The 24,649-nt window shown below is 35.4% G+C and carries 17 protein-coding genes, 2 tRNA genes and 3 rRNA genes; 1 reads left to right on the forward strand and 21 read right to left on the reverse strand.

What is annotated here, in order from left to right; genetic code table 11:
- Positions 1-18 precede the first annotated feature (18 nt).
- The 3 genes from EB819_RS09820 to EB819_RS09830 all read right to left on the reverse strand — a co-directional run bounded on the left by EB819_RS09820 (position 19) and on the right by EB819_RS09830 (position 3,031).
- A complete protein-coding gene (locus EB819_RS09820; RefSeq protein ID WP_069800520.1) occupies positions 19-798 on the reverse strand; it encodes a hypothetical protein in 780 nt (259 codons plus the stop codon).
- Positions 799-1,036: 238 nt separating this feature from the next.
- Positions 1,037-2,116, reverse strand: coding sequence for a putative type IX sorting system protein PorV2 (locus EB819_RS09825; RefSeq protein ID WP_185097646.1), 1,080 nt, complete (start codon positions 2,114-2,116; stop codon positions 1,037-1,039).
- A gap of 15 nt (positions 2,117-2,131) precedes the next feature.
- Complete coding sequence (locus EB819_RS09830; protein ID WP_069800517.1) at positions 2,132-3,031, reverse strand: DMT family transporter; 900 nt, start codon at positions 3,029-3,031, stop codon at positions 2,132-2,134.
- A gap of 439 nt (positions 3,032-3,470) precedes the next feature.
- Here EB819_RS09830 and EB819_RS09835 point away from each other — a divergent pair, with 439 nt between their 5' ends.
- Positions 3,471-5,099 (forward strand): acyl-CoA carboxylase subunit beta, encoded by a 1,629-nt coding sequence (locus tag EB819_RS09835; protein WP_069800515.1) that lies wholly within the window; start codon positions 3,471-3,473, stop codon positions 5,097-5,099.
- Between the two features lie 259 nt (positions 5,100-5,358).
- Here EB819_RS09835 and rrf read toward each other — a convergent pair.
- The 18 genes from rrf to EB819_RS09925 all read right to left on the reverse strand — a co-directional run bounded on the left by rrf (position 5,359) and on the right by EB819_RS09925 (position 24,497).
- A 5S ribosomal RNA gene (gene rrf / locus EB819_RS09840) occupies positions 5,359-5,466 on the reverse strand.
- A 140-nt stretch (positions 5,467-5,606) separates the two neighbouring features.
- Positions 5,607-8,387: ribosomal RNA gene (locus tag EB819_RS09845) — 23S ribosomal RNA — on the reverse strand.
- A 170-nt stretch (positions 8,388-8,557) separates the two neighbouring features.
- A tRNA-Ala gene (locus tag EB819_RS09850) sits at positions 8,558-8,631 on the reverse strand.
- A gap of 13 nt (positions 8,632-8,644) precedes the next feature.
- Positions 8,645-8,718 (reverse strand) — tRNA-Ile (locus tag EB819_RS09855).
- A gap of 120 nt (positions 8,719-8,838) precedes the next feature.
- Positions 8,839-10,355, reverse strand: a 16S ribosomal RNA gene (locus EB819_RS09860).
- Together the 16S, 23S and 5S rRNA genes with 2 tRNA genes alongside form the textbook arrangement of a ribosomal RNA operon.
- 625 nt (positions 10,356-10,980) lie before the next feature.
- Positions 10,981-11,652, reverse strand: a complete 672-nt coding sequence (locus EB819_RS09865; RefSeq protein WP_069800194.1) for a hypothetical protein — start codon at positions 11,650-11,652, stop codon at positions 10,981-10,983.
- Position 11,653: 1 nt separating this feature from the next.
- Entirely contained in the window at positions 11,654-12,514 is an 861-nt protein-coding gene (gene rfbD, locus EB819_RS09870) for a dTDP-4-dehydrorhamnose reductase (RefSeq protein WP_069800196.1), read from the reverse strand.
- Positions 12,514-13,068, reverse strand: a complete 555-nt coding sequence (gene rfbC / locus EB819_RS09875; protein WP_069800198.1) for a dTDP-4-dehydrorhamnose 3,5-epimerase — start codon at positions 13,066-13,068, stop codon at positions 12,514-12,516. Before rfbC ends, rfbD begins: the two co-directional genes overlap by 1 nt.
- A gap of 1 nt (position 13,069) precedes the next feature.
- Positions 13,070-13,549, reverse strand: coding sequence for an acyl-CoA thioesterase (locus EB819_RS09880; RefSeq protein ID WP_124878798.1), 480 nt, complete (start codon positions 13,547-13,549; stop codon positions 13,070-13,072).
- A gap of 111 nt (positions 13,550-13,660) precedes the next feature.
- Positions 13,661-14,161 carry an OmpH/Skp family outer membrane protein gene (locus EB819_RS09885; protein WP_069800202.1) on the reverse strand — a complete coding sequence of 167 codons (501 nt, stop codon included), beginning with the start codon at positions 14,159-14,161 and terminating at the stop codon, positions 13,661-13,663.
- Positions 14,162-14,195: 34 nt separating this feature from the next.
- On the reverse strand, positions 14,196-14,765 hold the full coding sequence (locus EB819_RS09890) for an OmpH/Skp family outer membrane protein (RefSeq protein ID WP_069800204.1): 570 nt from the start codon (positions 14,763-14,765) through the stop codon (positions 14,196-14,198).
- Between the two features lie 18 nt (positions 14,766-14,783).
- Positions 14,784-17,303 (reverse strand): BamA/OMP85 family outer membrane protein, encoded by a 2,520-nt coding sequence (locus tag EB819_RS09895; RefSeq protein WP_069800206.1) that lies wholly within the window; start codon positions 17,301-17,303, stop codon positions 14,784-14,786.
- A gap of 23 nt (positions 17,304-17,326) precedes the next feature.
- Positions 17,327-18,073, reverse strand: a complete 747-nt coding sequence (locus EB819_RS09900) for an undecaprenyl pyrophosphate synthase (protein ID WP_069800492.1) — start codon at positions 18,071-18,073, stop codon at positions 17,327-17,329.
- Positions 18,074-18,083: 10 nt separating this feature from the next.
- Complete coding sequence (porG, locus tag EB819_RS09905) at positions 18,084-18,755, reverse strand: type IX secretion system protein PorG (RefSeq protein WP_069800208.1); 672 nt, start codon at positions 18,753-18,755, stop codon at positions 18,084-18,086.
- Between the two features lie 202 nt (positions 18,756-18,957).
- On the reverse strand, positions 18,958-21,453 hold the full coding sequence (locus tag EB819_RS09910; RefSeq protein ID WP_069800209.1) for an exopolysaccharide transport family protein: 2,496 nt from the start codon (positions 21,451-21,453) through the stop codon (positions 18,958-18,960).
- A 3-nt stretch (positions 21,454-21,456) separates the two neighbouring features.
- Positions 21,457-22,293 carry a polysaccharide biosynthesis/export family protein gene (locus EB819_RS09915; protein ID WP_317126159.1) on the reverse strand — a complete coding sequence of 279 codons (837 nt, stop codon included), beginning with the start codon at positions 22,291-22,293 and terminating at the stop codon, positions 21,457-21,459.
- A gap of 28 nt (positions 22,294-22,321) precedes the next feature.
- A complete protein-coding gene (locus EB819_RS09920; RefSeq protein ID WP_394337959.1) occupies positions 22,322-23,377 on the reverse strand; it encodes a glycosyltransferase family 4 protein in 1,056 nt (351 codons plus the stop codon).
- 79 nt (positions 23,378-23,456) lie between these two features.
- Positions 23,457-24,497 carry an EpsG family protein gene (locus EB819_RS09925; RefSeq protein ID WP_158005964.1) on the reverse strand — a complete coding sequence of 347 codons (1,041 nt, stop codon included), beginning with the start codon at positions 24,495-24,497 and terminating at the stop codon, positions 23,457-23,459.
- Positions 24,498-24,649 lie beyond the last annotated feature (152 nt).

The raw sequence follows: 24,649 nt of genomic DNA on the forward strand, positions 1-24,649 counted from the left end.
TTAATCGATATTAATTTGTTATCTCGTTGTAAAAACTTCTTTCTTATAATTCCCATCACTGGTTGGGATTTCTATGATTAGATTTCCGTTTTCTGAGTAACCAATGGTAGAAATTCCATTTTCTAAAGTAACTCTGTAAACATCTGATTTTGTAGTATTTTTAAAAGTGGCAAAAGGAACAGAACTGCTAGAACTTACCAAAATGAATTGATCTTTAGAAATCTGAATTTTTTGGAAACTCATTGCTCCATTTCTGTAACTTTCTGCTTTTTTAGAAACTTCTGGAATTGCAGAATTTGGAGAAGCTACTACAGACTGAACTGGCTTTTCTACAACAGTTTCTATTACGGTTTTTTCTTTTGGTTTTGCTAAAACTTCTATTTCTTTAGGTTGAGAATTTTGTAATTTTTTGAGTGAAATAGCCATCGCATCTTGATATCCTAATTCGAAATCCTTAATCATAGAAGTGCCTTTGGTTTCAAAAACTACGTTTTTCTCACAATTCGAAAACTGTAATTTCAGTCGGTTTCTGAACATGTTAGAATCATTAAGCAAATCTGCATTTAAAACTTTGCAAGGATTTTGTCTTAATTCTAAAGGCCAATTTACAATGTCATCTTGAATTACTTTATATTTCTTTGCTTCTAAAGATTTTTTCAAAAGGGTATTGAGATTATATTCATTTGCTTCAAAATCTTTGAACTTTTTAGGAACATAAATGTATTCGTAATCGGTAATATTTTGAGCGGAAAATATAAGAGTGAAAAACAAGAAAGCAAGTGCAAATGATTTTTTCATTGTGAGAAATTTTAGTGAAGTAAATGTAAAAAATAAATAAGTTCTAATGAAATTAATTTTCTGAAAAAACGTGCTTACGAAGAAATGAAAGTGAAAAATAGCCCTGATTGAGCCTTTGTTTGAGCTCTTTTTGTTTTTTTTTTGTCATTCTGAGAGAATTCGAAGAATCTAAAAAAAACAAAAAAGCGAGTGGCGAAAGCAGGTGAAAACGTGATTAAAAACTGAAAACGGGTTGCTTCTAATATCTAAAATCCCTCATATCCAATTTCAGAGAAAAGAAATTCGAGAAATAATTGCTGCCGCCAATTCCAGTATTGGTGATGGCGTAATCTAGCGTAAGTCCCTTGTATTTGATACCAATTCCAGCGCTTGGTTGCATAGAAACTTTGCGTTTTAGGTCTTCTATATCGGTCACGGTTTGAAATCTATTGAGACCAGCTCTTACAAAAATCATTTTCTGGAAACTGAGTTCCGCACCCAAATAAGGCGAAATACTTGCAAAATCGGTAGAAATGACTGCGGCGGTTTTGGCAAAATCTACATTAAGACCAGCTTCTGGCAATAATTCTAAATCTCTGTTGATTTCAAAATTTTTAGAAACGCCTAGATTCAGTTTAGGCATGGTAATTTCCATTTTATCTTTCGGAGCGGGATTGAATTCTTCTCCGTTTACTACTGCTGACAATTCTTTTTGGTTGATGCTCCAAAAATTAACCGTAGTAGTGGCATCTCTCAGCATAGCTCCAAATTGGTAACCAGAATCTGCACGATAAATCGTTCCTACATCAAACCCAAAACCAAAACCATTGGCAAATTTCCCAATATTTCGATAAACGATTTTGGCATTAATTCCCACGCTTAATTTTTGGTTTCCACCAGGACGAAAAGCATAAGAAATAATTCCCGCGTAATCTGAAGTGGAAAATTTAGAAATTTTATCATAATCAATATTTCCTTCAGAGTCTATCATCTGAGTAGTGTTCAAAATATTATCCACACCCAATCTCACAATAGAAATTCCCAAAACGCCATCTTTAGAATCGAGCGCTTTGGTAAAAGAAATATAATCGTATTTCGCAATAGATTCGAAATATTCTGCGTGCATTGCTGCGCCTTGCCAATCACTTTCTACTTCGGTTAAACCAGCTGGATTCCACATCGGAGCATAGACATCATTCTGATTAGAAATCACAGCGCCTCCCATTGCTAAACCTCTGGCGCCAGCTCCAATATTGAGAAATTCGTTAGAATATTTTCTTACGATTTGTGCGTTGCCAATAACTGACAAAAAGGTTAAAAGAAGTAAATATTTTTTCATCAAATTTGTATAATATCACTCTTGAGTGTTTTCTATTGCTATTTCTTTGGATTTTTTTCTGGCTTTAATGACTCCGTTAATAACAATTGCCAAAATCATGACCAAAGAAGCTCCATAAAAAACAGCACTCATTTTTTCTGATTCTCCAAAGATAAAAAAAGCCAATATAATTCCATAAATAGGCTCTAAATTTACTGTAAGAATCAAGGTAAACGGTGAAATATACTTCATCAGATTCACTGACTCAAACATAGGATATGCTGTAAAAACACTCGCCAATAAAGTTAATAACGCTAAATCACGGTAACTTATTTCGCCAATTTGTGAAATTTGACCAGAAAAAACGTAATACAAACTAATCACCAGAAAACCTCCGAAAATTTCATAGAAAATAATATTCCCAGATGATGTTTTGCCATATAATTTTCCGTTAAAAACTGAAAAAATCGTTCCAAGTAAAGCGCAAATTAAACCGTAAATAATCCCTAGTTTATATTGAAATTCTACTTTGAAAATTAAGGAAATACAAATCACAATTACTATTCCCATCACAATCTCCGATACGTCTATTTTTCTTTTAAAAATAAGAGGTTCTAGTAGTGCGGCAAACAAGGTAGATGTTCCCAGACAACTCAGCGCAATAGATACATTAGAAACCTTAATAGAACTGAAGAAAAACAACCAGTGAAATGCCATTAAACTTCCTATTCCTACTAATTTTAAGAGCAATTTCTTAGAAACTTTTATGCTGTCTTTTTTGATAATCCTAATGAATAAATAGAGAAAAAACGATGCAAAAAGCATTCTGTAAAAAACCAAAACTTCTGCATTCGCATGAATCAGTTTTCCCAAAATAGCAGTAAATCCCCATAAAAAAACAATCAAATGAAGCCTAAAAGTAGAAGTTTTATACATATCTCAAATTTTCTGTACAAAAATATCATTAATTTTCTATTTATCATTGCGTTTCCTTAATTCATTCCTATAAACACGCCCCGAATTTTCTTCGAAAATTCGGGGCGTTGCTCAAATAATAAACTATAAAAACTAATTAGGAAAAATAAATCATTAAATTCTTTTTATCAATAACGGAAAAACAAGATTCAATATTTCTTAAAAATTAGTTAAATTTTTATTTTTTTTGGCGCCAATTTCGTGCTGTCGCCAGTCGCTTCCCGAAAAGCCAAATTCATTCCCATTTCATTTCGGGAGAGCTCCAACAATGGCTCCATCACGGGCGCAGTTCGGTCATAAAAACACTTTCAGAGTTAAATTTAAATTTATGGTACATCTCATTCAGAATTCATTTCTTATTTTTTATAAAATGTGTATTTTTAGAGACACAAAATAAATTATGGACTTACAATTCAATAAAAACGAAGACACTAATAAACTCAGGCTTTCAGAAATTAATCAACTCTACGCCAAAATCAAAAAAGGTGGCGGAGAAAAAGCTTTACAAAAACAGCACGAACAAGGTAAACTCACCGCTAGAGAACGTATCGCTTATCTGCTTGATAATGATGATGAAGCGATAGAAATAGCGGCTTTTGCAGGCCACGAAATGTATGAAGAACATGGTGGTTGTCCAAGTGCTGGAGTAGTTGTAAAAATTGGTAAAATTTCAGGTAAACAATGCATCGTTGTAGCCAATGATGCTACCGTAAAAGCAGGAGCTTGGTTCCCAATTACAGGAAAGAAAAACCTTAGAGCGCAAGAAATCGCCATGGAAAACAGACTGCCAATCATCTATTTGGTAGATTCTGCTGGTGTTTATCTTCCTATGCAAGACGAAATTTTTCCAGACAAGGAACATTTTGGTAGAATTTTTAGAAATAATGCAAAAATGTCTGCTATGGGAATCATCCAAATTTCTGCTATTATGGGAAGTTGTGTTGCAGGTGGTGCTTACCTTCCAATTATGAGTGACGAAGCCATGATTGTAGATAAAACAGGTTCTATTTTCTTAGCTGGAAGTTACTTGGTAAAAGCTGCAATTGGTGAAAATATTGACAATGAAACTTTAGGCGGAGCAACTACACATTGTGAAATTTCTGGAGTTACAGATTACAAAGCCAAAGATGATAAAGACGCTTTAGACAGAATTAAAAACATTATGAAATCCATTGGTGATTTCGAAAAAGCGGGATTTGATAGGATACAAAGTTTTCCTCCAAAAGAAAATCCCGAAGAAATTTTTGGTATTATCCCCGCTTCTAGGGCAGAACAATATGACACTTATGAAATTATTAAAAGACTTGTAGATCAATCAGAATTCGAAGAATACAAACCAGATTATGGCAAAACCATCATTTGTGCTACAGCAAGAATTGATGGTTGGTCCGTAGGAATTGTAGCCAATCAAAGAAAAATGGTGAAATCAGGGAAAGGTGAAATGCAATTTGGAGGTGTTATTTATTCAGATTCTGCAGATAAAGCTACTAGATTTATAGCCAATTGTAATCAAAGAAAAATTCCTTTGGTTTTCTTACAAGACGTCACTGGATTTATGGTAGGTTCTAAATCAGAACATGGAGGAATCATCAAAGACGGTGCAAAATTGGTAAATGCAGTTGCCAACTCCATAGTTCCAAAATTTACAATTATTACAGGAAATTCCTTCGGAGCTGGGAACTATGCCATGTGCGGAAAAGCTTATGACCCAAGATTAATTGTTTCTTGGCCTTGGGCAGAATTAGCCGTTATGGGAGGTTCCCAAGCAGCAAAAGTTTTGGTTCAAATTCAAGAATCTACGCTCAAAAAACAAGGAAAGGAAATTACAACAGAAGAGCATAATAAACTTGTAGAGAAAATCACTCAGAACTACACCAAACAAACTAAAGTAGAATATTCGGCAGCTAGGATATGGGTTGATGCTATTATCAATCCTTTAGACACCAGAAAATGGATTTCTACAGGAATAGAAGCTGCAAATCACTCTCCAATTACAGACAAGTTTAATTTGGGAGTAATTCAAGTATAATATATTTAATCATAAACAAAATTGTAAAGTAAAAAGCCTCTGTCCTTTATTAGAACAGAGGCTTTTTAATGCTTTTCTTTCTTCAAATATAAATTGATGTTTATAATTTATAATTATATAAGCAAGTCAATTTTCATGAGTGTTTTCTCATTTAAAGTATTAAGCTTTCAAAATGATAGCTTGATGAGATTGGATTAGATAGAATAGGTATAAAAACAAAAAATCCTCATCATTTACATGATGAGGATTTCAAAATAAAAACTGGCGGCGACCTACTCTCCCGCGTTAGCAGTACCATCGGCGCTAGAGGGCTTAACTTCTGTGTTCGGAATGGGAACAGGTGAGCCCCTCTGCTAAAACCACCCTAAAGGCTTTATATGAGGGATTAGTTGTTAGGTTTTAAGACTTAAGTTTAATCTAAATCCTTAGCCTTTTCAAAACTAATTCCTTTTTTATCGATAAAAACGTTCACAAAGAGCTAACCTTTTCTCTTTCGAGTGCCTATTAGGCTATAAATCTACGGGTAATTAGTACTACTCGGCTATGACATTACTGCCTTTACACCTGTAGCCTATCAACGTCGTCATCTCCAACGACCCTTAAAAGAAGTCTCATCTCGCGGCGAGTTTCGCACTTATATGCTTTCAGTGCTTATCTCTTCCAAACATAGCTACTCAGCGGTGCACCTGGCGGTACAACTGATACACCAGAGGTTTGTTCAACACGGTCCTCTCGTACTAGAGTCAACTCCGCTCAAACTTCTAACGCCCGCAATAGATAGAGACCGAACTGTCTCACGACGTTCTGAACCCAGCTCGCGTGCCACTTTAATGGGCGAACAGCCCAACCCTTGGGACCTTCTCCAGCCCCAGGATGTGACGAGCCGACATCGAGGTGCCGAACCTCCCCGTCGATGTGAGCTCTTGGGGGAGACTAGCCTGTTATCCCCGGAGTACCTTTTATCCTATGAGCGATGGCCCTTCCATACGGAACCACCGGATCACTATGTCCTGCTTTCGCACCTGATCGACTTGTAGGTCTCACAGTCAAGCACCCTTATGCCATTACACTCTACGCACGGTTACCAAGCGTGCTGAGGGTACCTTTGAAAGCCTCCGTTACTCTTTTGGAGGCGACCACCCCAGTCAAACTACCCACCACGCAATGTCCTTCTTTCGAAGTTAGGCTCCAAGTAAACAAAGGGTGGTATTTCAACGTTGGCTCCACAAACACTAGCGTGCCTGCTTCAAAGCCTCCCACCTATCCTACACATTATTTACTCAGAGTCAATACGAAGTTATAGTAAAGGTTCACAGGGTCTTTTCGTCCCATTGCGGGTAATCGGCATCTTCACCGATACTACAATTTCACCGAGCTCGTGGCTGAGACAGTGCCCAGATCGTTACACCATTCGTGCAGGTCGGAACTTACCCGACAAGGAATTTCGCTACCTTAGGACCGTTATAGTTACGGCCGCCGTTTACTGGGGCTTCAGTCAATGCCTTCGAATTACTTCTAAGCACCTTCCTTAACCTTCCAGCACCGGGCAGGTGTCAGACCCTATACAGCATCTTTCGATTTAGCAGAGTCCTGTGTTTTTGATAAACAGTCGCCTGGGCCTCTTCACTGCGGCCCCGATTGCTCGGGGCGTCTCTTCTTCCGAAGTTACGAGACTATTTTGCCTAGTTCCTTAGCCACGACTCACTCGAGCACCTTAGGATTCTCTCCTCGACTACCTGTGTCGGTTTTGGTACGGGCTGTATAAATCGCTTTTCTTGGAAGCGGGTCCTTAGGATTATCAGCGCATCCGAAGACTTGCTGTACTATCGTAACCTCGCAGTTACTTCAACGTACTATTCCGTCAGTACGCACCTAATTCCCAACTCCGTCACTTTATTATTATACAGGTACGGGAATATTAACCCGTTGTCCATCCACTACCCCTTTCGGGTTCGCGTTAGGCCCCGACTAACCCTCAGCTGATTAGCATGGCTGAGGAAACCTTAGTCTTTCGGTGAGGGGGTTTCTCGCCCCCTTTATCGTTACTTATGCCTACATTTTCTTTTCTATCCGCTCCACAATACCTCGCGATACTGCTTCGGCGCAAATAGAATGCTCCCCTACCAGATGTACTATTGTACAAATCCATAGCTTCGGTAATATGCTTATGCCCGATTATTATCCATGCCGGACCGCTCGACTAGTGAGCTGTTACGCACTCTTTAAATGAATGGCTGCTTCCAAGCCAACATCCTAGCTGTCAATGCAGTCCAACCGCGTTGTTTCAACTTAGCATATATTTGGGGACCTTAGCTGTTGGTCTGGGTTCTTTCCCTCTCGGACATGGACCTTAGCACCCATGCCCTCACTGCTGCGAAACATTTATTAGCATTCGGAGTTTGTCAGGAATTGGTAGGCGATGAAACCCCCGCATCCAATCAGTAGCTCTACCTCTAATAAACTTGTCGCAACGCTGCACCTAAATGCATTTCGGGGAGTACGAGCTATCTCCCAGTTTGATTGGCCTTTCACCCCTACCCACAGGTCATCCGAAGACTTTTCAACGTCAACCGGTTCGGTCCTCCACTCTGTGTTACCAGAGCTTCAACCTGCCCATGGGTAGATCACAAGGTTTCGCGTCTAATCCTACTAACTATGCGCCCTATTCAGACTCGCTTTCGCTCCGGCTCCGGACCTGAAGTCCTTAACCTCGCTAGTAAAATTAACTCGTAGGCTCATTATGCAAAAGGCACGCCGTCACACCATATAGGTGCTCCGACCGCTTGTAGGCGTACGGTTTCAGGTTCTATTTCACCCTTCTATTCGAAGTGCTTTTCACCTTTCCTTCACAGTACTTGTTCACTATCGGTCTTTCAGGAGTATTTAGCCTTGGAGGATGGTCCCCCCATATTCAGACAGGATTTCACGTGTCCCGCCCTACTCATTTATCATCTATGTATGCCTTTCGATTACGGGGCTATCACCCTCTATGGCTGTTCTTTCCAGAACATTCTTCTAAACATATAAAGACTTTTGGGCTAATCCGCTTTCGCTCGCCACTACTTACGGAATCTCTTCGATTTCTTTTCCTCCGGGTACTTAGATGTTTCAGTTCTCCGGGTTTGCTCCCATTGCTGGGTGACATGTCTTCAACATGCCGGGTTGCCCCATTCGGACATCTGCGGATCAATTCGTGTGTGCCAATCCCCGCAGCTTTTCGCAGCTTACCACGTCCTTCGTCGCCTCTGAAAGCCTAGGCATCCGCCATACGCCCTTAACGATTTCTTTCCTAATATTATATTAGTATATTTTTATACTCGGCACTCGAAAGTGCTCGGTTATCTCTTTGTGATGTCTTTATCGTTAATGTCAATGATCTATTTTGCTTCTTAAATGTCTAATAAACAAATATTGTTTTTGGCTCTATTCGTCACTTTTAAATTAGACCTCTAAAACTGTGGAGAATAAGGGAGTCGAACCCTTGACCTCCTGCGTGCAAGGCAGGCGCTCTAGCCAGCTGAGCTAATTCCCCTCTAATTCTTTAGTAGTCTCGGGCAGGCTCGAACTGCCGACCTCTACATTATCAGTGTAGCGCTCTAACCAGCTGAGCTACGAGACTTTAAATCTCTTCCCTCTTACTAATGATTAGGGGTGTATTTTTACATATCAACCAGTAAAAAACCAAAGCGAACTGAGTAAGTTCTTATTTTAATTTTGTTTTACGTCTAATGACGCTCTAAAATGAGATGTTCCAGCCGCACCTTCCGGTACGGCTACCTTGTTACGACTTAGCCCTAGTTACTAGTTTTACCCTAGGCAGCTCCTTTTACGGTCACCGACTTCAGGTACCCCCAGCTTCCATGGCTTGACGGGCGGTGTGTACAAGGCCCGGGAACGTATTCACCGCGCCATGGCTGATGCGCGATTACTAGCGATTCCAGCTTCATAGAGTCGAGTTGCAGACTCCAATCCGAACTGAGACCGGCTTTCGAGATTTGCATCACATCGCTGTGTAGCTGCCCTCTGTACCGGCCATTGTATTACGTGTGTGGCCCAAGACGTAAGGGCCGTGATGATTTGACGTCATCCCCACCTTCCTCTCTACTTGCGTAGGCAGTCTCACTAGAGTCCCCAACTGAATGATGGCAACTAGTGACAGGGGTTGCGCTCGTTGCAGGACTTAACCTAACACCTCACGGCACGAGCTGACGACAACCATGCAGCACCTTGAAAATTGTCCGAAGAAAGTTCTATTTCTAAAACTGTCAATTCCCATTTAAGTCTTGGTAAGGTTCCTCGCGTATCATCGAATTAAACCACATAATCCACCGCTTGTGCGGGCCCCCGTCAATTCCTTTGAGTTTCACTCTTGCGAGCGTACTCCCCAGGTGGCTAACTTATCACTTTCGCTTGGTCTCTGAACCCTAAAGCCCAAAAACGAGTTAGCATCGTTTACGGCGTGGACTACCAGGGTATCTAATCCTGTTCGCTCCCCACGCTTTCGTCCCTCAGCGTCAGTTATATCTTGGTAACCTGCCTTCGCAATTGGTGTTCTAAGTAATATCTATGCATTTCACCGCTACACTACTTATTCCAGCTACCTCAAATATACTCAAGACTTACAGTATCAATGGCAGTTCTATCGTTAAGCGACAGGCTTTCACCACTGACTTATAAGTCCGCCTACGGACCCTTTAAACCCAATAAATCCGGATAACGCTTGCACCCTCCGTATTACCGCGGCTGCTGGCACGGAGTTAGCCGGTGCTTATTCGTATAGTACCTTCAGCTACCCTCACGAGGGTAGGTTTATCCCTATACAAAAGAAGTTTACAACCCATAGGGCAGTCGTCCTTCACGCGGGATGGCTGGTTCAGGCTTGCACCCATTGACCAATATTCCTCACTGCTGCCTCCCGTAGGAGTCTGGTCCGTGTCTCAGTACCAGTGTGGGGGATCACCCTCTCAGGCCCCCTAAAGATCATCGCCTTGGTGAGCCGTTACCTCACCAACTAGCTAATCTTGCGCGTGCCCATCTCTATCCGCCGGAGCTTTCAATATTAATTGATGCCAATCAATATGTTATGGAGTATTAATCTTCCTTTCGAAAGGCTATCCCCCAGATAAAGGCAGGTTGCACACGTGTTCCGCACCCGTACGCCGCTCTCTCATTTCCGAAGAAACAATACCGCTCGGCTTGCATGTGTTAGGCCTCCCGCTAGCGTTCATCCTGAGCCAGGATCAAACTCTCCATTGTATGTTTGTCTGACTCACTCAAAGTTGACTTCGCTTTGGTTTATTTTTTTTACTTGGTTGTTATATTGTATTTCAAAGATCTCTTTTTCTTTCGCGCCTCAGAAAACTTTTCTGTCATCTTACGTTTCTGATTTGCGAGTGCAAAAGTATTAATTATTTTCTAATCAACAAAACTTTTTTTGATATTTTTTTTCAAGACCGTCAGTCGCACTATTTATTATGTTAGCTTAACTTAATGTATCTCTCTCAAAAAAAAACTTTACTCTTCTGCGCTCCCTCATTTAAGGGACTGCAAAGGTAACTCTTTTTTCTAAACTTCCAAATATTTTTTAAATATTTTTATGTTTTCGTCTCGTCTTTATTTTCTTAATTAGCTCCTGCGCTTTCCCGTTGTTTGGGATTGCAAAAGTACGAAGTTTTACACAATCCCCAAATTTATTTACAACTTTTTTATGACATTAGTCACAACTTACTGAATACTAATAGGAAAAATTTACTTCTACCTTATGTTTAATTCGGAATATCAATTTGCAATCTCCATTTAGCCCCGATTGAAACGGAAATCCTTTTTTGGCGAGAGGCTTTGACGAGCCAAAAAGATTGCAGTGGAAAGCGGGAAACAGCTCCTAAAATTTCTGATATATAGTTAAAAGAAACTCTGCAAAGGATTTCTCGAGGGCCATAATGTCTCCTGTTTTATAATTTATCCCTGGAGAAGCTGGTGAATTGGTCGAGATTTTCTTCCCTGAAATCTGAAAATATTGTTCAGGCTGGTTATTTTTTGCCTGAAGTTTTATTCTAGATCCTAAAAATTTACCCACTGAAATATCTGTAATCTCTTGTTGAGATAAATCTAACTGAAGAAAACTTCTCTGTGGCAACTTTATTTTTTTATTATTAATCCTTACTTCTATTTCTTTTTCTGGATTAATAAGGTAGACTGTATTTTCTTTTTGAGGAATAGTTTGCTTTTCCTTATAATATATATATAGTGTATAGTGATGTGGATTAAAGGTAGAATTGCCTTCTATATTTTCGGCAGGCTTCATAAAATAGGAATTGCCACCGATAGATTTTGCTTTTTTATAAATTTCTGAAAAAACAGCAGCATCTTCGTTAGAAAATCCTGAAACTTCTATTTTTCCTAAATATTGAGCATCTGTTTTGGGTTCTTCGGTGAGTGCATACAAAAATTTATCATTATTAGCATGAATTTCTTTGGCTTCTGTAAGGAATATATTCTGTGAGAAACAAAAACTACTATATAATACTATATATATGTGTAAGATTTTTTTCATTTTAATTATTTTGTAATATTTGAACGCAGCCTTCTAGACTTTCTTCCCAAGGTTTTAATTGGATACCATAGGTTTTAGAAATTTTGTCTAAATCTAGAACGCTATTTTTCGGTCTTTTTGCTGGTGTAGGATATTGCGACGTCTCGATTGCGTTTAATTTAATCTTAGCTTCTGAAAGTTCTGCAATTTTTTCCGCAAAGTCAAACCACGAAATTCTGCCCAAATTAGAAAAATTAAAAATCCCAGGTGTGATTTTTTCTGATTTTATAATTTTCATAATCGCTTCGGCTAAATCATTGGCATTGGTTGGTTGACCAAATTGGTCTGCTACAATATTTAATTCATCTTTGGTTGCGAAAAGATTCAACATGGTTTTAACAAAATTTTTGCCAAATTCTGAATACACCCACGAAGTTCTGAGAATAACCGAACAAGGATTTACTTCTAAAGCCAACTCATCTCCTGCTAATTTAGACGCACCATAAACTCCCAAAGGATTGGTAAAGTCTTCTTCGGTATATGCTAAATTATTTTCGCCATCAAAAACATAGTCTGTAGAAACGTGAATAAACTGCGCATTATTTTCTGCACATGCTTCTGCCAAGTTTTCTGTACCATCTGCATTTACCAAAAAAGCTTTTTCTATATCTGTCTCTGCTAAATCTACCGCAGTGTAAGCCGCAGCATTAATACAAAAATCAGGAGCATTTTGCCAAAAGAAATCATTTACTTCTTCTTTATTGGTAATATCTAATGTTTCTGAATCTGTAAAAATAAATTCGAATTCTTCAAATTGAGAAGAAATTTTCTGAAGACATTGTCCTAATTGTCCGTTTGCTCCAGTAACTAAAATTTTTTTCATTATAAAATAATTTCAGGAAGTTCTAAAAAAGAAATAGCGTTTAAATCTTTTTCGGAGATTAATTGTTGCTCTGCTGGAATTCTCCAGTCAATATTTACGGTTTTATCTAATGGGTGAATGCCGCATTCTGAATCTTTATTATAAAAATCATCACACTTGTATCCAACTAATGCTGTTTCTGAAAGTACAGAATACCCATGCAAAAAACCTTTTGGCACAAATAATTGCCATCTGTTTTCTTCGGTGAGTTCCACAGCAAAAGATTGACCAAAAGTGGGAGAATCTTTTCTTACATCTACTGCAACATCTAAAATTCTCCCTTGTACACAATAAACTAATTTAGCTTGTGCATAAGGTGGTAGCTGCATGTGCAAACCTCTGATTGCTCCGTAATGTGATAACGCAAGGTTATCTTGAACAAAATCTACTTCTTTGCCAGAAAGTTTTTGGAAAATATTTTTATTATAATTTTCGAAAAAATAACCGCGGTTATCGTTCCAGATTTTCGGTTTTAAAATAAAACAATCTAAAAGAGGTGTTTTTTCTATCTCCATCTTATCCTTTATTTAAAATTCTGAAATATTGAACTCTGTCTTTGAACTCTTGATGAGGAATTTCTACCAAATATTGAGAAAAAAGTTCTTTAGTTTCTGGAGGTAATGCTTCAGATCTTCTTGTTTTCATATTGAAATAAATAACCGTTATCCAAAGTACTGCAAAAACTTCTTTTTCGTTTTCATCTTTCATCAGAATTTCCACTTTAGAAATTCTGTCAGACATTTCGATGGTTTTACTGCTGATTACAACTTTGGTATTTGCTTTTACTTCTTTTAAATAGGCAATTTCATTCTGCACCGCTACCCAAGTACAACCTGTTCTTCTGAAATAATCTTCGTAAGTGAAGCCGTAAAATTCTTCTACATGATCTTCTCTAGCGTTGAGCATGTACTCCAAATATTTTACATTATTAAGATGACCAATTGGGTCGCAATCGCTGAATCTAATTTTTACAACACTCGAAACTTCTTTTTCCATTTTCATAATTTAAGATTAATGTTCTTTATGTTCTTATAAAGAATGATGGTACAAAAATAAATAAAAAAACCACCTTATGGTAAGGTGGTTTTATAATATTTAGGATATAGATTAGATTCCTAATTCTTTTTTTACAGCAGCTGTAGCATCTGGACCAGCTTTGTAGATTAATCCATTAGTTGCAGAATCAAAGATAAAATCCCAACCGTTTGCTTTAGCAGCTCTGGTAATAGCATCGTTTAATCTTTTTTCGATTGGTGCGTAAGCAGCATCTTGTCTGTCTAACAAATCTTTTTGAGCAGTCTGAGACATTTGCTGAAGATTTTGTTGAGTTTTACCCAATTCAGCTTCTTTAGCTTCTCTTTGTTGAGCAGTTAGTTTAGCTCCTTCTTGTTGATATTTCTGAACATCTGCTTGGAAGGCAGTCGCTAGTTTTTCTAATTCTGCTTGTTTAGCAGTAGAGAAAGCTTTTAATTGTTCGTCAGCCTTTATTTTTTCTGGCATCATGTTAAGAATAGCTGCCACATCTACTGTAGCTATCTTCTGAGCCTTTGCAACTCCGAACGACATAAACATCATCACTGCTGCAAATAATACGCTTAATTTTTTCATGTTTTTCTAAAAATTTAAATTGTTTATTATTTTACTATTTTTTATTTTTTGCTTTAGCGTCTTTACTTTTTGTATCTTCTTTAGAAGGACCTTTAAGTAATTGGTCTAAAACTTTGTCGGTGTAATCATATCTTTTGTCAAGAAAAATAACACTCATATTACTACTTTTATCAAGAACTATGCCCAAACTATTTTTTTCTGTAACTGTTTTGATGGCATTCCAAATTTGGTCTTGAAAAGGTTTTGCTAAATTGGCTCTAAATTTATTAATTTCTCCTTCTCCGCTGAATTTTTCAGCAATAAATTTTTTAATTTTTTTATCGAGATTTTTTACTTCTGCCTCTCTTTGTTTTAATTGCTCTCCTACTAAAAGTACTTTTTCATTTTCAAAAGCGGCTTTTTTCGCATCATATTCTGCTTGTAGGGTTTGCAATTCTGTTTCCCAAGCTTTGATTTGTTCTTCTAATCTAGCTTGTGCTTCTGTATACTGTGGCATTTTACTCAATATATAATTGGTATCTACCACTCCTATTTTTTGTGCAAATGTAACAGAATTAGCAGTTAAAAATATTAAAAATATTAAAAAAACTTTTAAATTTTTCATATTAATGATGATTGTGTGTTATAATGACTGGTTCATCAAGAAGTGAGTCTGCCATCCTGAAGGTTCTGAGCCACCAATAGTTTTATCAAATCCATAAGCGAAATCAAATCCTATTAAACCAAATGCACCCATGTAAACTCTAATCCCCACTCCTACAGATCTTTTTAACTGAAACGGATTAAATGAAGAATAATTGTTCCAAGTGTTTCCTGCTTCGGCAAAAGTTAATGCAAAAATCTTTGCAGTTTGGTTCATAGAAATAGGATATCTCAGTTCTGCTGCATATCTGCTATAGATTGTTCCACCACCAATTGGTGTAATATCTGTAGCCGAGCCTCCTTCTGTAGAAGCGTTTTCGTAACCTCTTAGCGGAACCAATTCTCTACCATCAAATCTACCACCAAATAAACCTGTCCCTCCTACATAGAATCTTTCGAAAGGCGGAGCTCCTAAATCTTTATTATATCCGTCTAAGAATCCCATTTCTGCGGTACTTCTTAGAACTAACTTGCCAATTACTTCGTTATAAGCATCTGCTTTAAACTTAATTTTATAGAATTCCATCCATCTGTATTTCTCTTGTGGAGTCATAGATGTATAGTCTTTATTTTGGAATAAAGAGTAAGGCGGCGTAAACTTAATAGTAGCTTCAATATTAGAACCTGTAGTTGGGAAAATTGGGTCATACCCTGCAGAATTTCTACTTAATCCAACATTGAAACTGAAGTTGTTTGCATTACCATTACTCACAGTAGTAGAACCAAACTGGAATGGATAATTCTTGAAATTATAACTCTGGAATGAAATCCCTGTATATAGAGAAAAATAGTTATCTGGCCAATTTAAAAGTCTATTCAAACCTGCACTTGCAGAGAAGATATTTAATTTTTGGCTAGCTCCAGTATAATCTTTATAATTAACCATAGATTGATTAAGACTTACTGATAGCGCTGTAGGTCTGTGCCCAAATAACCAAGGTTCTGTAAATGATAAACTGTAGTTTTTGAAATACTGACCAGCTTGCGCTTGTACAGAAAGCATCTGTCCATCTCCTTGTGGAACTGGTTTGAAATCTTTAAGTTTCAAGAAATTTCTTAGTGAAAAGTTATTGAAAGTTAACCCTAAAGTTCCGATAAATGAATTACCACCGTAACCAGCTTGTAACTGAACCTGTGATGAACCTTTTTCTACTAAAGTCCAATGAACATCTACCGTATTATCTTGTTGATTTGGTTGGATATCTTGACCAATTTGTTGTGGGTCAAAGAATTGCATTCCAGCTAAATCAAAATAAGTTCTTTTGATATCTAATTTAGAGAATAAATTCCCTGGTTTAGTTCTTAGTGAACGAAGAATTACGTGGTCATGAGTAGTCGTGTTACCAGACCAAGTTACTCTATTCCAAGTTGCTTTTTCTCCTTCTTTAATTCTAATTTCTATATCGATAGAATCTCCTCTTACAGCTTTTTCTACAGGAACAACAGTAGAGAATAAATATCCGTTATTCAAGTAAAGTGATTTGATATCTGTATCATCTTCTTTGCCGCCATCTTCACCTACTTTTTTGTTAAAACCTACTGCATCATAGATTTCTCCTTTTCTGTAGCCTAATAATTTTTGCAAAACTTCTGTAGAATAAGAAGTATTCCCAATGAAATTGACATCACCGATGTAATATTTCTTTCCTTCGTTTAGTTTTACATTGATATTAAATCCTTTATCATTTCTCCAAACTGAGTCAGAAACAATTCTAGCATCTCTGAATCCTAAAGAGTTATAATAACTGATAAGATTTATTTTGTCTTCTTCGTATTTATCTTTGATGAATTTTGAAGGTTTTAGAATTCCTTTGATACCAAATCTTTTCTGTTTCGTTTCTTTGAAACCTTTTTTTCTAAGTTTCGCATCAGAAACTTGGTCATTTCCTTCGAATTCTATTTTTGCAATTTTAACTTTTTTACCTTTTGCTACTTCTATCGTCCAATCTACAAGGTTTGGGTCATTTGCATTAATTTTATCTTGAATGGTGATTTTCGCATCTGCGAAACCTTTCTTCACATATTCTTGAGGAATTTTATTTTTAAGTGACGAAATTAAGTCATTGGTAATTTTAGTTCCAGGTTTTAGGTTGTTATCTTTAATGAGTTTTTCATTTTTAGATTTTCCTACACCTTTTCCTACGAATTTCACTTCGCCTAATTCCATAAGGTCTTGTAAGTAGAATTTAAGAACTACGCTCTGTCCTTCTACATCTTCTACATATACTTCTACTTCTGAGAATGATTCTGTTTCCCAAAGTTTTTTAACAGCGCTGCTGATTTTTTGCCCAGGAATATCTACTACTTCTCCTTTGCTAAGTCCTGTAAATCTCAAAATTTGAGCAGGAGTGTATTTTTTTACACCATCTACTACAATGTCTTTTAAGATATAAGAAGAAGACTGATTTTGAGTAGCGGCAGTTTCTTGGTTAGGTGTTACCTGCGCCGAAAGTTCTACAGACGCAAAAAATAATAAAATTGGGATTAAAATATATCTCATTGTTTATAATATTCTATAAAAAATTAATTAGTGATTTGTTCACTGGTTTTACCAAACCTTCTTTCTTTGTTTTGGTAGTTTATGATACATTGGTAAAGATGATCTTCTTGAAAATCTGGCCAAAATATATCTAAAAATTGTAATTCTGCATATGCAATTTGCCACAGTAAGAAATTACTAATTCTAACTTCTCCGCTGGTTCTGATTAATAAATCTACTGGAGGTAGATTTTTAGTATAAAGATGATTTTCGAATAGTGTTTCGTCTATATCTTCTGGAGAAATTTTTCCCTCTTTTACTTCTTGGGCAATTTCTTTTACTGCGTTTAGAATTTCTCTTTGCGAACCATAACTTAATGCAAGAACGAGATTACCTTTTGAATTTTCTTTAGTAAGCTCTACTACATTTAGAAGTTGCTCTCTTACTAGAGTGGGAAGTTTTTCAACTTCGCCGATGACATGCAATCTAACTCCTTTAGAAAAAAGTTCTGCAGCTTCTTTTAATAATGTTTCAGAAAGTAAACTCATTAATGTGTCTACCTCATCATTAGGACGATTCCAGTTTTCTGTAGAAAAAGTATAAAGGGTAAGATATTCTACTCCTACTTTATCACAAGCGGAAATAGCGTTTCTTACTGCTGAAATGGCATTCTTATGTCCAAAAGTTCTTTCTTCTCCTCTGGATTTTGCCCATCTTCCGTTTCCATCCATGATGATGGCTACATGTTTTGGAAGATTATTTTTATCAATTTTTTCTAAAATTTCCTGCATCATTATTTACTTATTGACAATAACATGGTGGTCTTCCGAATGAATAAGAAAGACCAAGAGACATAGAATTCATCCAATCTTTAGAATTTAAATTTCCTAGATTGTATTCATCACTATAATCTAGTGTGTCACTATTGGTAGCGCGGAACATAAATTCTCCGAACAAAGCCCAGTTATAGTTAAATTTATATTTAAGACCTGCTCCAAAAGGAATGGCAAAACCAAATTTATTTCCTTCTAAAGTCGTGTTAAACATTAAGCCAGAAATTCCTCCAAAAATATATGGACTGAGCATACTTTTTTGTTCTTCGTTTACTGGTAAAAAGTTATAATCAAAAATAGCAGAAGCTTCGTAAACAGAATTGGTTCCGTACAAACCTCTACTTGCTCTGTATAATTCCTGAGCATATTTATCATTAAACTGTATATGGTTGTAAGCAAGTCTAAATCTTACCGATTGATACGGATTAAAATTCATTCTGTACATGATTGCACCATAAAAAGGTATCCCTTCATTAGATAAATTATTTATACTATTAGGAAAAGGATTGATGTATTTAGTCTTACCAATATCACCGGTAAGATTACTTGTTCCCAATTGTATACCTATTTCGTGTCTTTGAGCATGGGCAAAAAGATTGATGAAAAATAAGGCGATGATTACTAATGTTTTTCTCTTCATGTTTGCTGTGGGTTACTTACAACTTCAGCGGCTTAATAATCTGCAAATATAAAACATTTTTACATTAAGACTTATCTTAATGTTTAGTTAAATATTACCACTTAAAGTATAAATTTTATTTAAATATTTTTATTTAAAACCCAAATGTGTTTTAAATATTGTTTTATGTTAAAAAAACTCCCTCAAAAAAGAGGGAGAGATATTATTTAATCTTCAGTATTTTCTTTAATTTATTTCTAAATTTTATCAAGGTAGGCTCTTCATAATTAGCATCTTCATCAAAATAGCCGTAACCATATCCATATCCGTATCCATAGCCGTATCCGTAACCATACCCGTAACCTTTATCCATCTCGAAATCATTATAAATTAATCCTAGATGTTTAATTTCATTGTTATGATACTTTTCGGTTACCATTTTAAGCATGTATTTTTCGGTATACTCATGTCTTACTACATAAACATTAGCATCACTATACTTCATCAGTTCAAAAGAATCTGCTACTAAACCAACTGGTGGAGAATCTATAATCACAAAATCATAAATTTTCTTCAATTCTTCTATAAATTGGTGATTTCTCTCACTCATCAATAATTCTGAAGGATTTGGTGGAATAGGTCCAGAAGTGATTACATCTAAATCTGGAATTCTGGTCTTGTTGATGATTTGCTCCATTTTTACTTCGCCAGTAAGATAATTAGAAATTCCTATCTTATTATCTACTTTGAAATCTCCAAAAATCTTCGGTTTTCTAAGGTCCATTCCTAATAAAATGGTTTTTTTACCACTTAATCCTAAAACAGAAGCAATGTTGATAGAAACATAAGTTTTTCCCTCACCACCAACGGAAGAAGTCACCAACAGAACTTTACTCTTACCGTCTTCGTTATATAAAAACCTAAGATTGGCTCTCACTCCTCTAAATGCTTCAGAAACTGAAGATTTTGGTTTTTCTAAAACACTTAAATTATTCTCGTGATTATTTTTACCAATAACTCCTAAAAGTGGAATTTTAGTTGCATTTACGATTTCTTTAATCACTCTTACTTTATTGTCTAATAACTCAGAAATGAGCAGAATCAATAAAGGAATTAATAAAAATCCTAACAAAAGAATATTCCTAATGAACGCAATATTAGGAGAAATAGGTGCTTGTCCTAGATTTTTAGCTTTGTCAATAACTGTAATATCAGAGGTATTGGTTTTCAGTCTCAGTTCTGCTTCAGAAAGTTTTTCTAGAAGTGTACTATAAGTTGTTTCATTTACGGTGAAACCTCTTTGTGCATCTACAAATTTTTGTTGTTTATATGGAAGAGAACCCAATTCCATTTCATATTTTGTAATCTGATTATTAAGCGTAGCCAATTCCGCATCATAAACTCCATAATATCTGTTGAGATGTTTATAAGAATTTCCTCTCGCCTCATTAATTAATCGATTAATTTCTTTTATAGGTTCTGATTGCGGTGTGTAAATGGTAGAAAGTTCTGCTCTTTTTGCGTAAAGTGTTTTAAGCTCTGCAACAGAAGCGTTAAAAGTACCATCTTCTACACCGGCTGCATTTAAATTGATAATATTATCAAGATTTTTCCCGACAGAGTTTCTTACAGCATTTAGCGCATTAACTTTAGTAAGAATTTCCGCTCTTTTTTGTTCTAAAGTATTGATATTTTGCAAAATACCAGAAACATCTCCTTTTTCATCGGTTAGTTTTTCTTGAACTTTTATTGTATTCAATCTGGCAGAACTAGAATCTAGTTTTATTTTGGCTTTATCTAAATTTTCCTTGATAAATTCTACGGTATTTTTTTCTACAATGCTTTTATCTCTTTTCCTTTTTTCGATGAGTTCTTCTACACTTCTATTGAGAAAATTTACGGTACTGTTAAGATTATATCCTTTTTTAGAAATAATCATCATGGTACTCAGTTCTTCGTCAAATTCAATGGAAAGCGTAGATTTAATTTCATTTACCGTTTGGTCGATGGTTCTGAGATTAATTACAATATTCTGTAAATCTATTTCAAGAGGTTGATTATTTTTTACCAATTTGAATTTAAGGAATGGCGTTTCATACCATTCATTTATACCAATAATTTTATTAGGAACTCTTTTAAAATTTAAAGTTCTTCTAAATTCCTCCGCATTATAATCATAAAGATGATTCACAGAGAATTCTTCTGGTAAAACCACTTCATATTTTCCTGAAGATTTAGGAATAAGTGTTATTTCTTGATTTACAACCTGTGGATGATTTTTATCTATCACTAAAAAAACTGGCGAATCGTCTTTGTCTACATAAGTACTTTTAAGTCTTCCTTTGGTACTGTAATTTACAAATAAATCTAGTTTTTGGGCTAAATATTCATTGTGAGATCTAGAAGTAAGAAGCTTTTTAAGAAATAAGCCTTCTTGATTAGAACTATTTCCCCAAATAAAGTTAATAGACTGATTAGGAGTGAAATAGCTAGAAGAATTATTGGAAATACTTACGGTAGTACTAGAAGCATAAACTCTCTGCGCATAATATTTATTGTAAATATATGCGGTAACGTATCCTAAAAATCCTAAAATTAAAAACCAATACCAGTTTTTAATTATTCTGCTAAGAAAGTGCTCAAAATTAAAGAAATCAAAAGTTCCTACTTTTTCTTTTTCCGGATTATTACTTTCATTTATGTTTTTTTCAGGAATCATCAATTATATTTTAGTTATCAATAAATAAATCGAAAGAGCTGTAGTAAGTATAGAAACTCCAGTAGTAAGCGTTTGTAGAGGCTCTTTACCAAAGCCATAAAAACTCTTCGCTCTAGTATTAAAGACTACCAAATCTCCATTTTGCAACCAAAAGTAAGGTGAGTTTTGTAAATCTTCTCTGGTTAAATCAATTTGAGCTTTTTTTATACCTTCAGGAAATTTTCTATAAATGATTACATTTTTTCTGTCTACACTTCTGTCTAAACCTCCATTTTCTGCTATAGCTTCTAAAATATTAACAGATACATCTGTTGCAGTTTTTTGGAGCGACCTTCCCTGCATATCGTAAAGAAATGTATATTTAATGCCTTCTAAAAAAAGTCTTGCTTCTGATTTTTCTGGCAAAAAGTTTTCGTTTACTTTATTTTGAATATCATTTGCAATTTCATCTAAAGTTCTACCTTCTGCTTTTATTTTGCCAATTCCTAGAATATAAACTTCGCCTTGATCATCTAATCTCAATCCATTAAAATAAAAACTAGAACCATTACCGCCTCCTGAAGAATTATTAGAACCACTACCAGAAGTTGCTCCACCTTGCTGAGCATGCAGACTAGAGTAAAATTGTGCAGCATCTCCTTTTGAAGTAGTAATGATGTTCAGTTTCAGAATATCATGTCTTGTCACTCTGTATTTGGGCATATTATCATAAGAAATAAGTCCTTCAGAATTAAGAACAAGATTTTCATTGGGCTGTAAGTACCTTACATCTTGTACATTGATACAAGAAGTAACGATAAGAAACATGAATAAAATGAGCAGGTTAAATTTCTTCATCATTAATTTTTATTTTTAACAAAAGTAACACTTAATTCTTAATTTTTTTCCTCATGAAGATATCAGGCAAATAAGCTCCTAAAAAACCTAAACCAATGATAAGAACTAAAAGAGAATTATTTTCCATATGTCTCAAAAAATAAGCTACTAAAACAATGAAAAGATAGTAAGAAATAATATAAAAAGTAGCTCTTTTATGAGATAATCCCATTCTCAGTAATTTATGATGTATGTGATTTTTGTCTGCTTCGAAAGGTGAACGCTTTTCCGCTAATCTTATAATGATAACGTTTAAAGTATCAATTATTGGCAAAATTAAAATCGCAACAGCAATCACCGGCGCTGAATTTAAATGATAATAAACTACACCTGGACCTCTTTTTGCGATAAAAATATCAATAAAACAAATCGCCGTAAAAGTTAGCAGAAACCCTAAAACCATAGAACCGGTATCTCCCATAAAAATTTTCTTGGTCCGGTCTGATAAATTATAAGATAAAAATCCAATTATACTTCCCATGATTGTAGTAGACAAAATCACCAACGGATAATTATATTCTCCTAATCGGTAGTAACTAATCCCAAAAAGTCCAAAACAAATCAATCCATAACTGCCGGCTAAACCATCTATTCCATCAATCAAATTAAATGCATTCACCAAAATAATAAACGTAATAATACTAAAGACCACACTCAAAAAATAATTGAGTTCATAAACGCCAAAAACTCCAAAAAGATTCCTTATTCTTACATCTGAACCTATAACCAACATAGCAGAAACCACTAATTGTGCTACTAATTTTTTATAAGCCCTCATCACTACTATATCATCCATCACCCCGATGTATAACAAAATAACCAATGAAGCAAACAAAAATTTATACAAATCAAACAATTGATATGCATAAATAGAAGCGCTTACAGAAATGGCAAAAAATAGAGCTATCCCTCCTAAATTAGGAATTTTTCTTTCGTGGGAACTTCTTTGCCCTGGTTCATCCATCAAGTTTTTTCTTCTAGAAATTTTTATAATGGTAGGAATAGAATAATACGTAATCAGAAGCGAAGTGATAAAAGAGAGTATCACCTTTAAATAAAAACCTGGAAAATTTATTGTCTGAAAAAAAGCATCTATTTTATCCATAACTTTTCTCTTTGTTCAAATTTTATTTCCAAAGTATATTCTGATATTTACTTGGTGTGAAATTCCCTGCTTCTCCATTAGATTTAGCAAAATTGAAATACATTAAAGAAAGGTATAACAAATATCCTGATATCAAAACTTTTTTCACTCTATCTTCTACTGCGTAAATTAAACTAGGTATCACAAACATAGTCAAGAAGAACATGTAAACTCCCGGTAATCTAATTGCAAAAATTCTAGTCCCTCTAAAAAGATAGTACATACATAAACCAAAAACAGCTAAATTCCTCATATATTCAAAATAAGCTATCTTTTTAGAACCTTCTTTCTCAAAAATCAGTAAAGTAATGATAAAGAAAATTTTTACAATATCTGTAATCCCATATTCTAAATCTCCACCAAACTGACTATCATTCACATACGCATCATAACCTCCTGAAACATCTTGAGGTAGAAGCGAAGTGAACATATCTCCAAAAAGTTTATACGGTTCTAGTGGTGAAAGCAATAAACAAATCACCAATGCCCACAATATCCTCTGACTATTCATAGGAATTTTCACAAGCCAAAACGCAGGTAAAAAAACGATAGAAGTCTTATGAAATCCTAATGCTAAATAAATGCAAAGCAAAAACATCATTAAGTTTCGCTCTACAATATACCGAAAAGAGTAAACGCAGATGGCAATTCCTACCCCTTGTCTCATCTGTCCAGAATCCTCGAAAAAAAATACTGGCATAAAATAAAACAACGTAGACAAAGCAGGAAGCGGAGAGAATTTATAAATGGTAGAAAGTTTAAGACTTATAGTAATAAGCGCCATCACAAAAGTCACGATGTAAAAGGGCATTCCTAAATCAAAAATGATTTTATTAATCAATACAAAAATCCATTCTATCTCTTCTGCCGATTTTTTAAAGATTGCTTTATTAAAGACATCTGAATAGTCTGTGTAAATAGAAAAACCTACGAATAAATTTTTGTAAGCGGGATAATCTGCTCCTACATAATATCTAAATCCTGCTAAAATAATAAGCACCACTCCCGCAATTATAGTAAACACGGGAGTCTTTTTCTTATATTGGAAAAGTTCTAATAAAGAAGCAAAAAAAAGAAAAATAAATAATAAAGTAAATGCAGGGTGTAAAAAAACCATTTCCTGTAGCTATCTCAACAATATACAAATATATAATTTTTTTAATCGTTAGGTAAACT

Origin of the sequence: Cloacibacterium normanense (assembly GCF_003860565.1) — a bacterium.
In the GTDB taxonomy this organism is placed as follows: Bacteria; Bacteroidota; Bacteroidia; order Flavobacteriales; family Weeksellaceae; genus Cloacibacterium; species Cloacibacterium normanense.

What these genes read in the sequence shown, in the direction of transcription:
- EB819_RS09820 (WP_069800520.1), bottom strand. Translation starts at nt 798, where the DNA reads ATGAAAAAATCATTTGCACTTGCTTTCTTGTTTTTCACTCTTATATTT.
- EB819_RS09825 (WP_185097646.1), bottom strand. Translation starts at nt 2,116, where the DNA reads ATGAAAAAATATTTACTTCTTTTAACCTTTTTGTCAGTTATTGGCAAC.
- EB819_RS09830 (WP_069800517.1), bottom strand. Translation starts at nt 3,031, where the DNA reads ATGTATAAAACTTCTACTTTTAGGCTTCATTTGATTGTTTTTTTATGG.
- EB819_RS09835 (WP_069800515.1), top strand. Translation starts at nt 3,471, where the DNA reads ATGGACTTACAATTCAATAAAAACGAAGACACTAATAAACTCAGGCTT.
- EB819_RS09865 (WP_069800194.1), bottom strand. Translation starts at nt 11,652, where the DNA reads ATGAAAAAAATCTTACACATATATATAGTATTATATAGTAGTTTTTGT.
- rfbD (WP_069800196.1), bottom strand. Translation starts at nt 12,514, where the DNA reads ATGAAAAAAATTTTAGTTACTGGAGCAAACGGACAATTAGGACAATGT.
- rfbC (WP_069800198.1), bottom strand. Translation starts at nt 13,068, where the DNA reads ATGGAGATAGAAAAAACACCTCTTTTAGATTGTTTTATTTTAAAACCG.
- EB819_RS09880 (WP_124878798.1), bottom strand. Translation starts at nt 13,549, where the DNA reads ATGGAAAAAGAAGTTTCGAGTGTTGTAAAAATTAGATTCAGCGATTGC.
- EB819_RS09885 (WP_069800202.1), bottom strand. Translation starts at nt 14,161, where the DNA reads ATGAAAAAATTAAGCGTATTATTTGCAGCAGTGATGATGTTTATGTCG.
- EB819_RS09890 (WP_069800204.1), bottom strand. Translation starts at nt 14,765, where the DNA reads ATGAAAAATTTAAAAGTTTTTTTAATATTTTTAATATTTTTAACTGCT.
- EB819_RS09895 (WP_069800206.1), bottom strand. Translation starts at nt 17,303, where the DNA reads ATGAGATATATTTTAATCCCAATTTTATTATTTTTTGCGTCTGTAGAA.
- EB819_RS09900 (WP_069800492.1), bottom strand. Translation starts at nt 18,073, where the DNA reads ATGCAGGAAATTTTAGAAAAAATTGATAAAAATAATCTTCCAAAACAT.
- porG (WP_069800208.1), bottom strand. Translation starts at nt 18,755, where the DNA reads ATGAAGAGAAAAACATTAGTAATCATCGCCTTATTTTTCATCAATCTT.
- EB819_RS09910 (WP_069800209.1), bottom strand. Translation starts at nt 21,453, where the DNA reads ATGATTCCTGAAAAAAACATAAATGAAAGTAATAATCCGGAAAAAGAA.
- EB819_RS09915 (WP_317126159.1), bottom strand. Translation starts at nt 22,293, where the DNA reads ATGATGAAGAAATTTAACCTGCTCATTTTATTCATGTTTCTTATCGTT.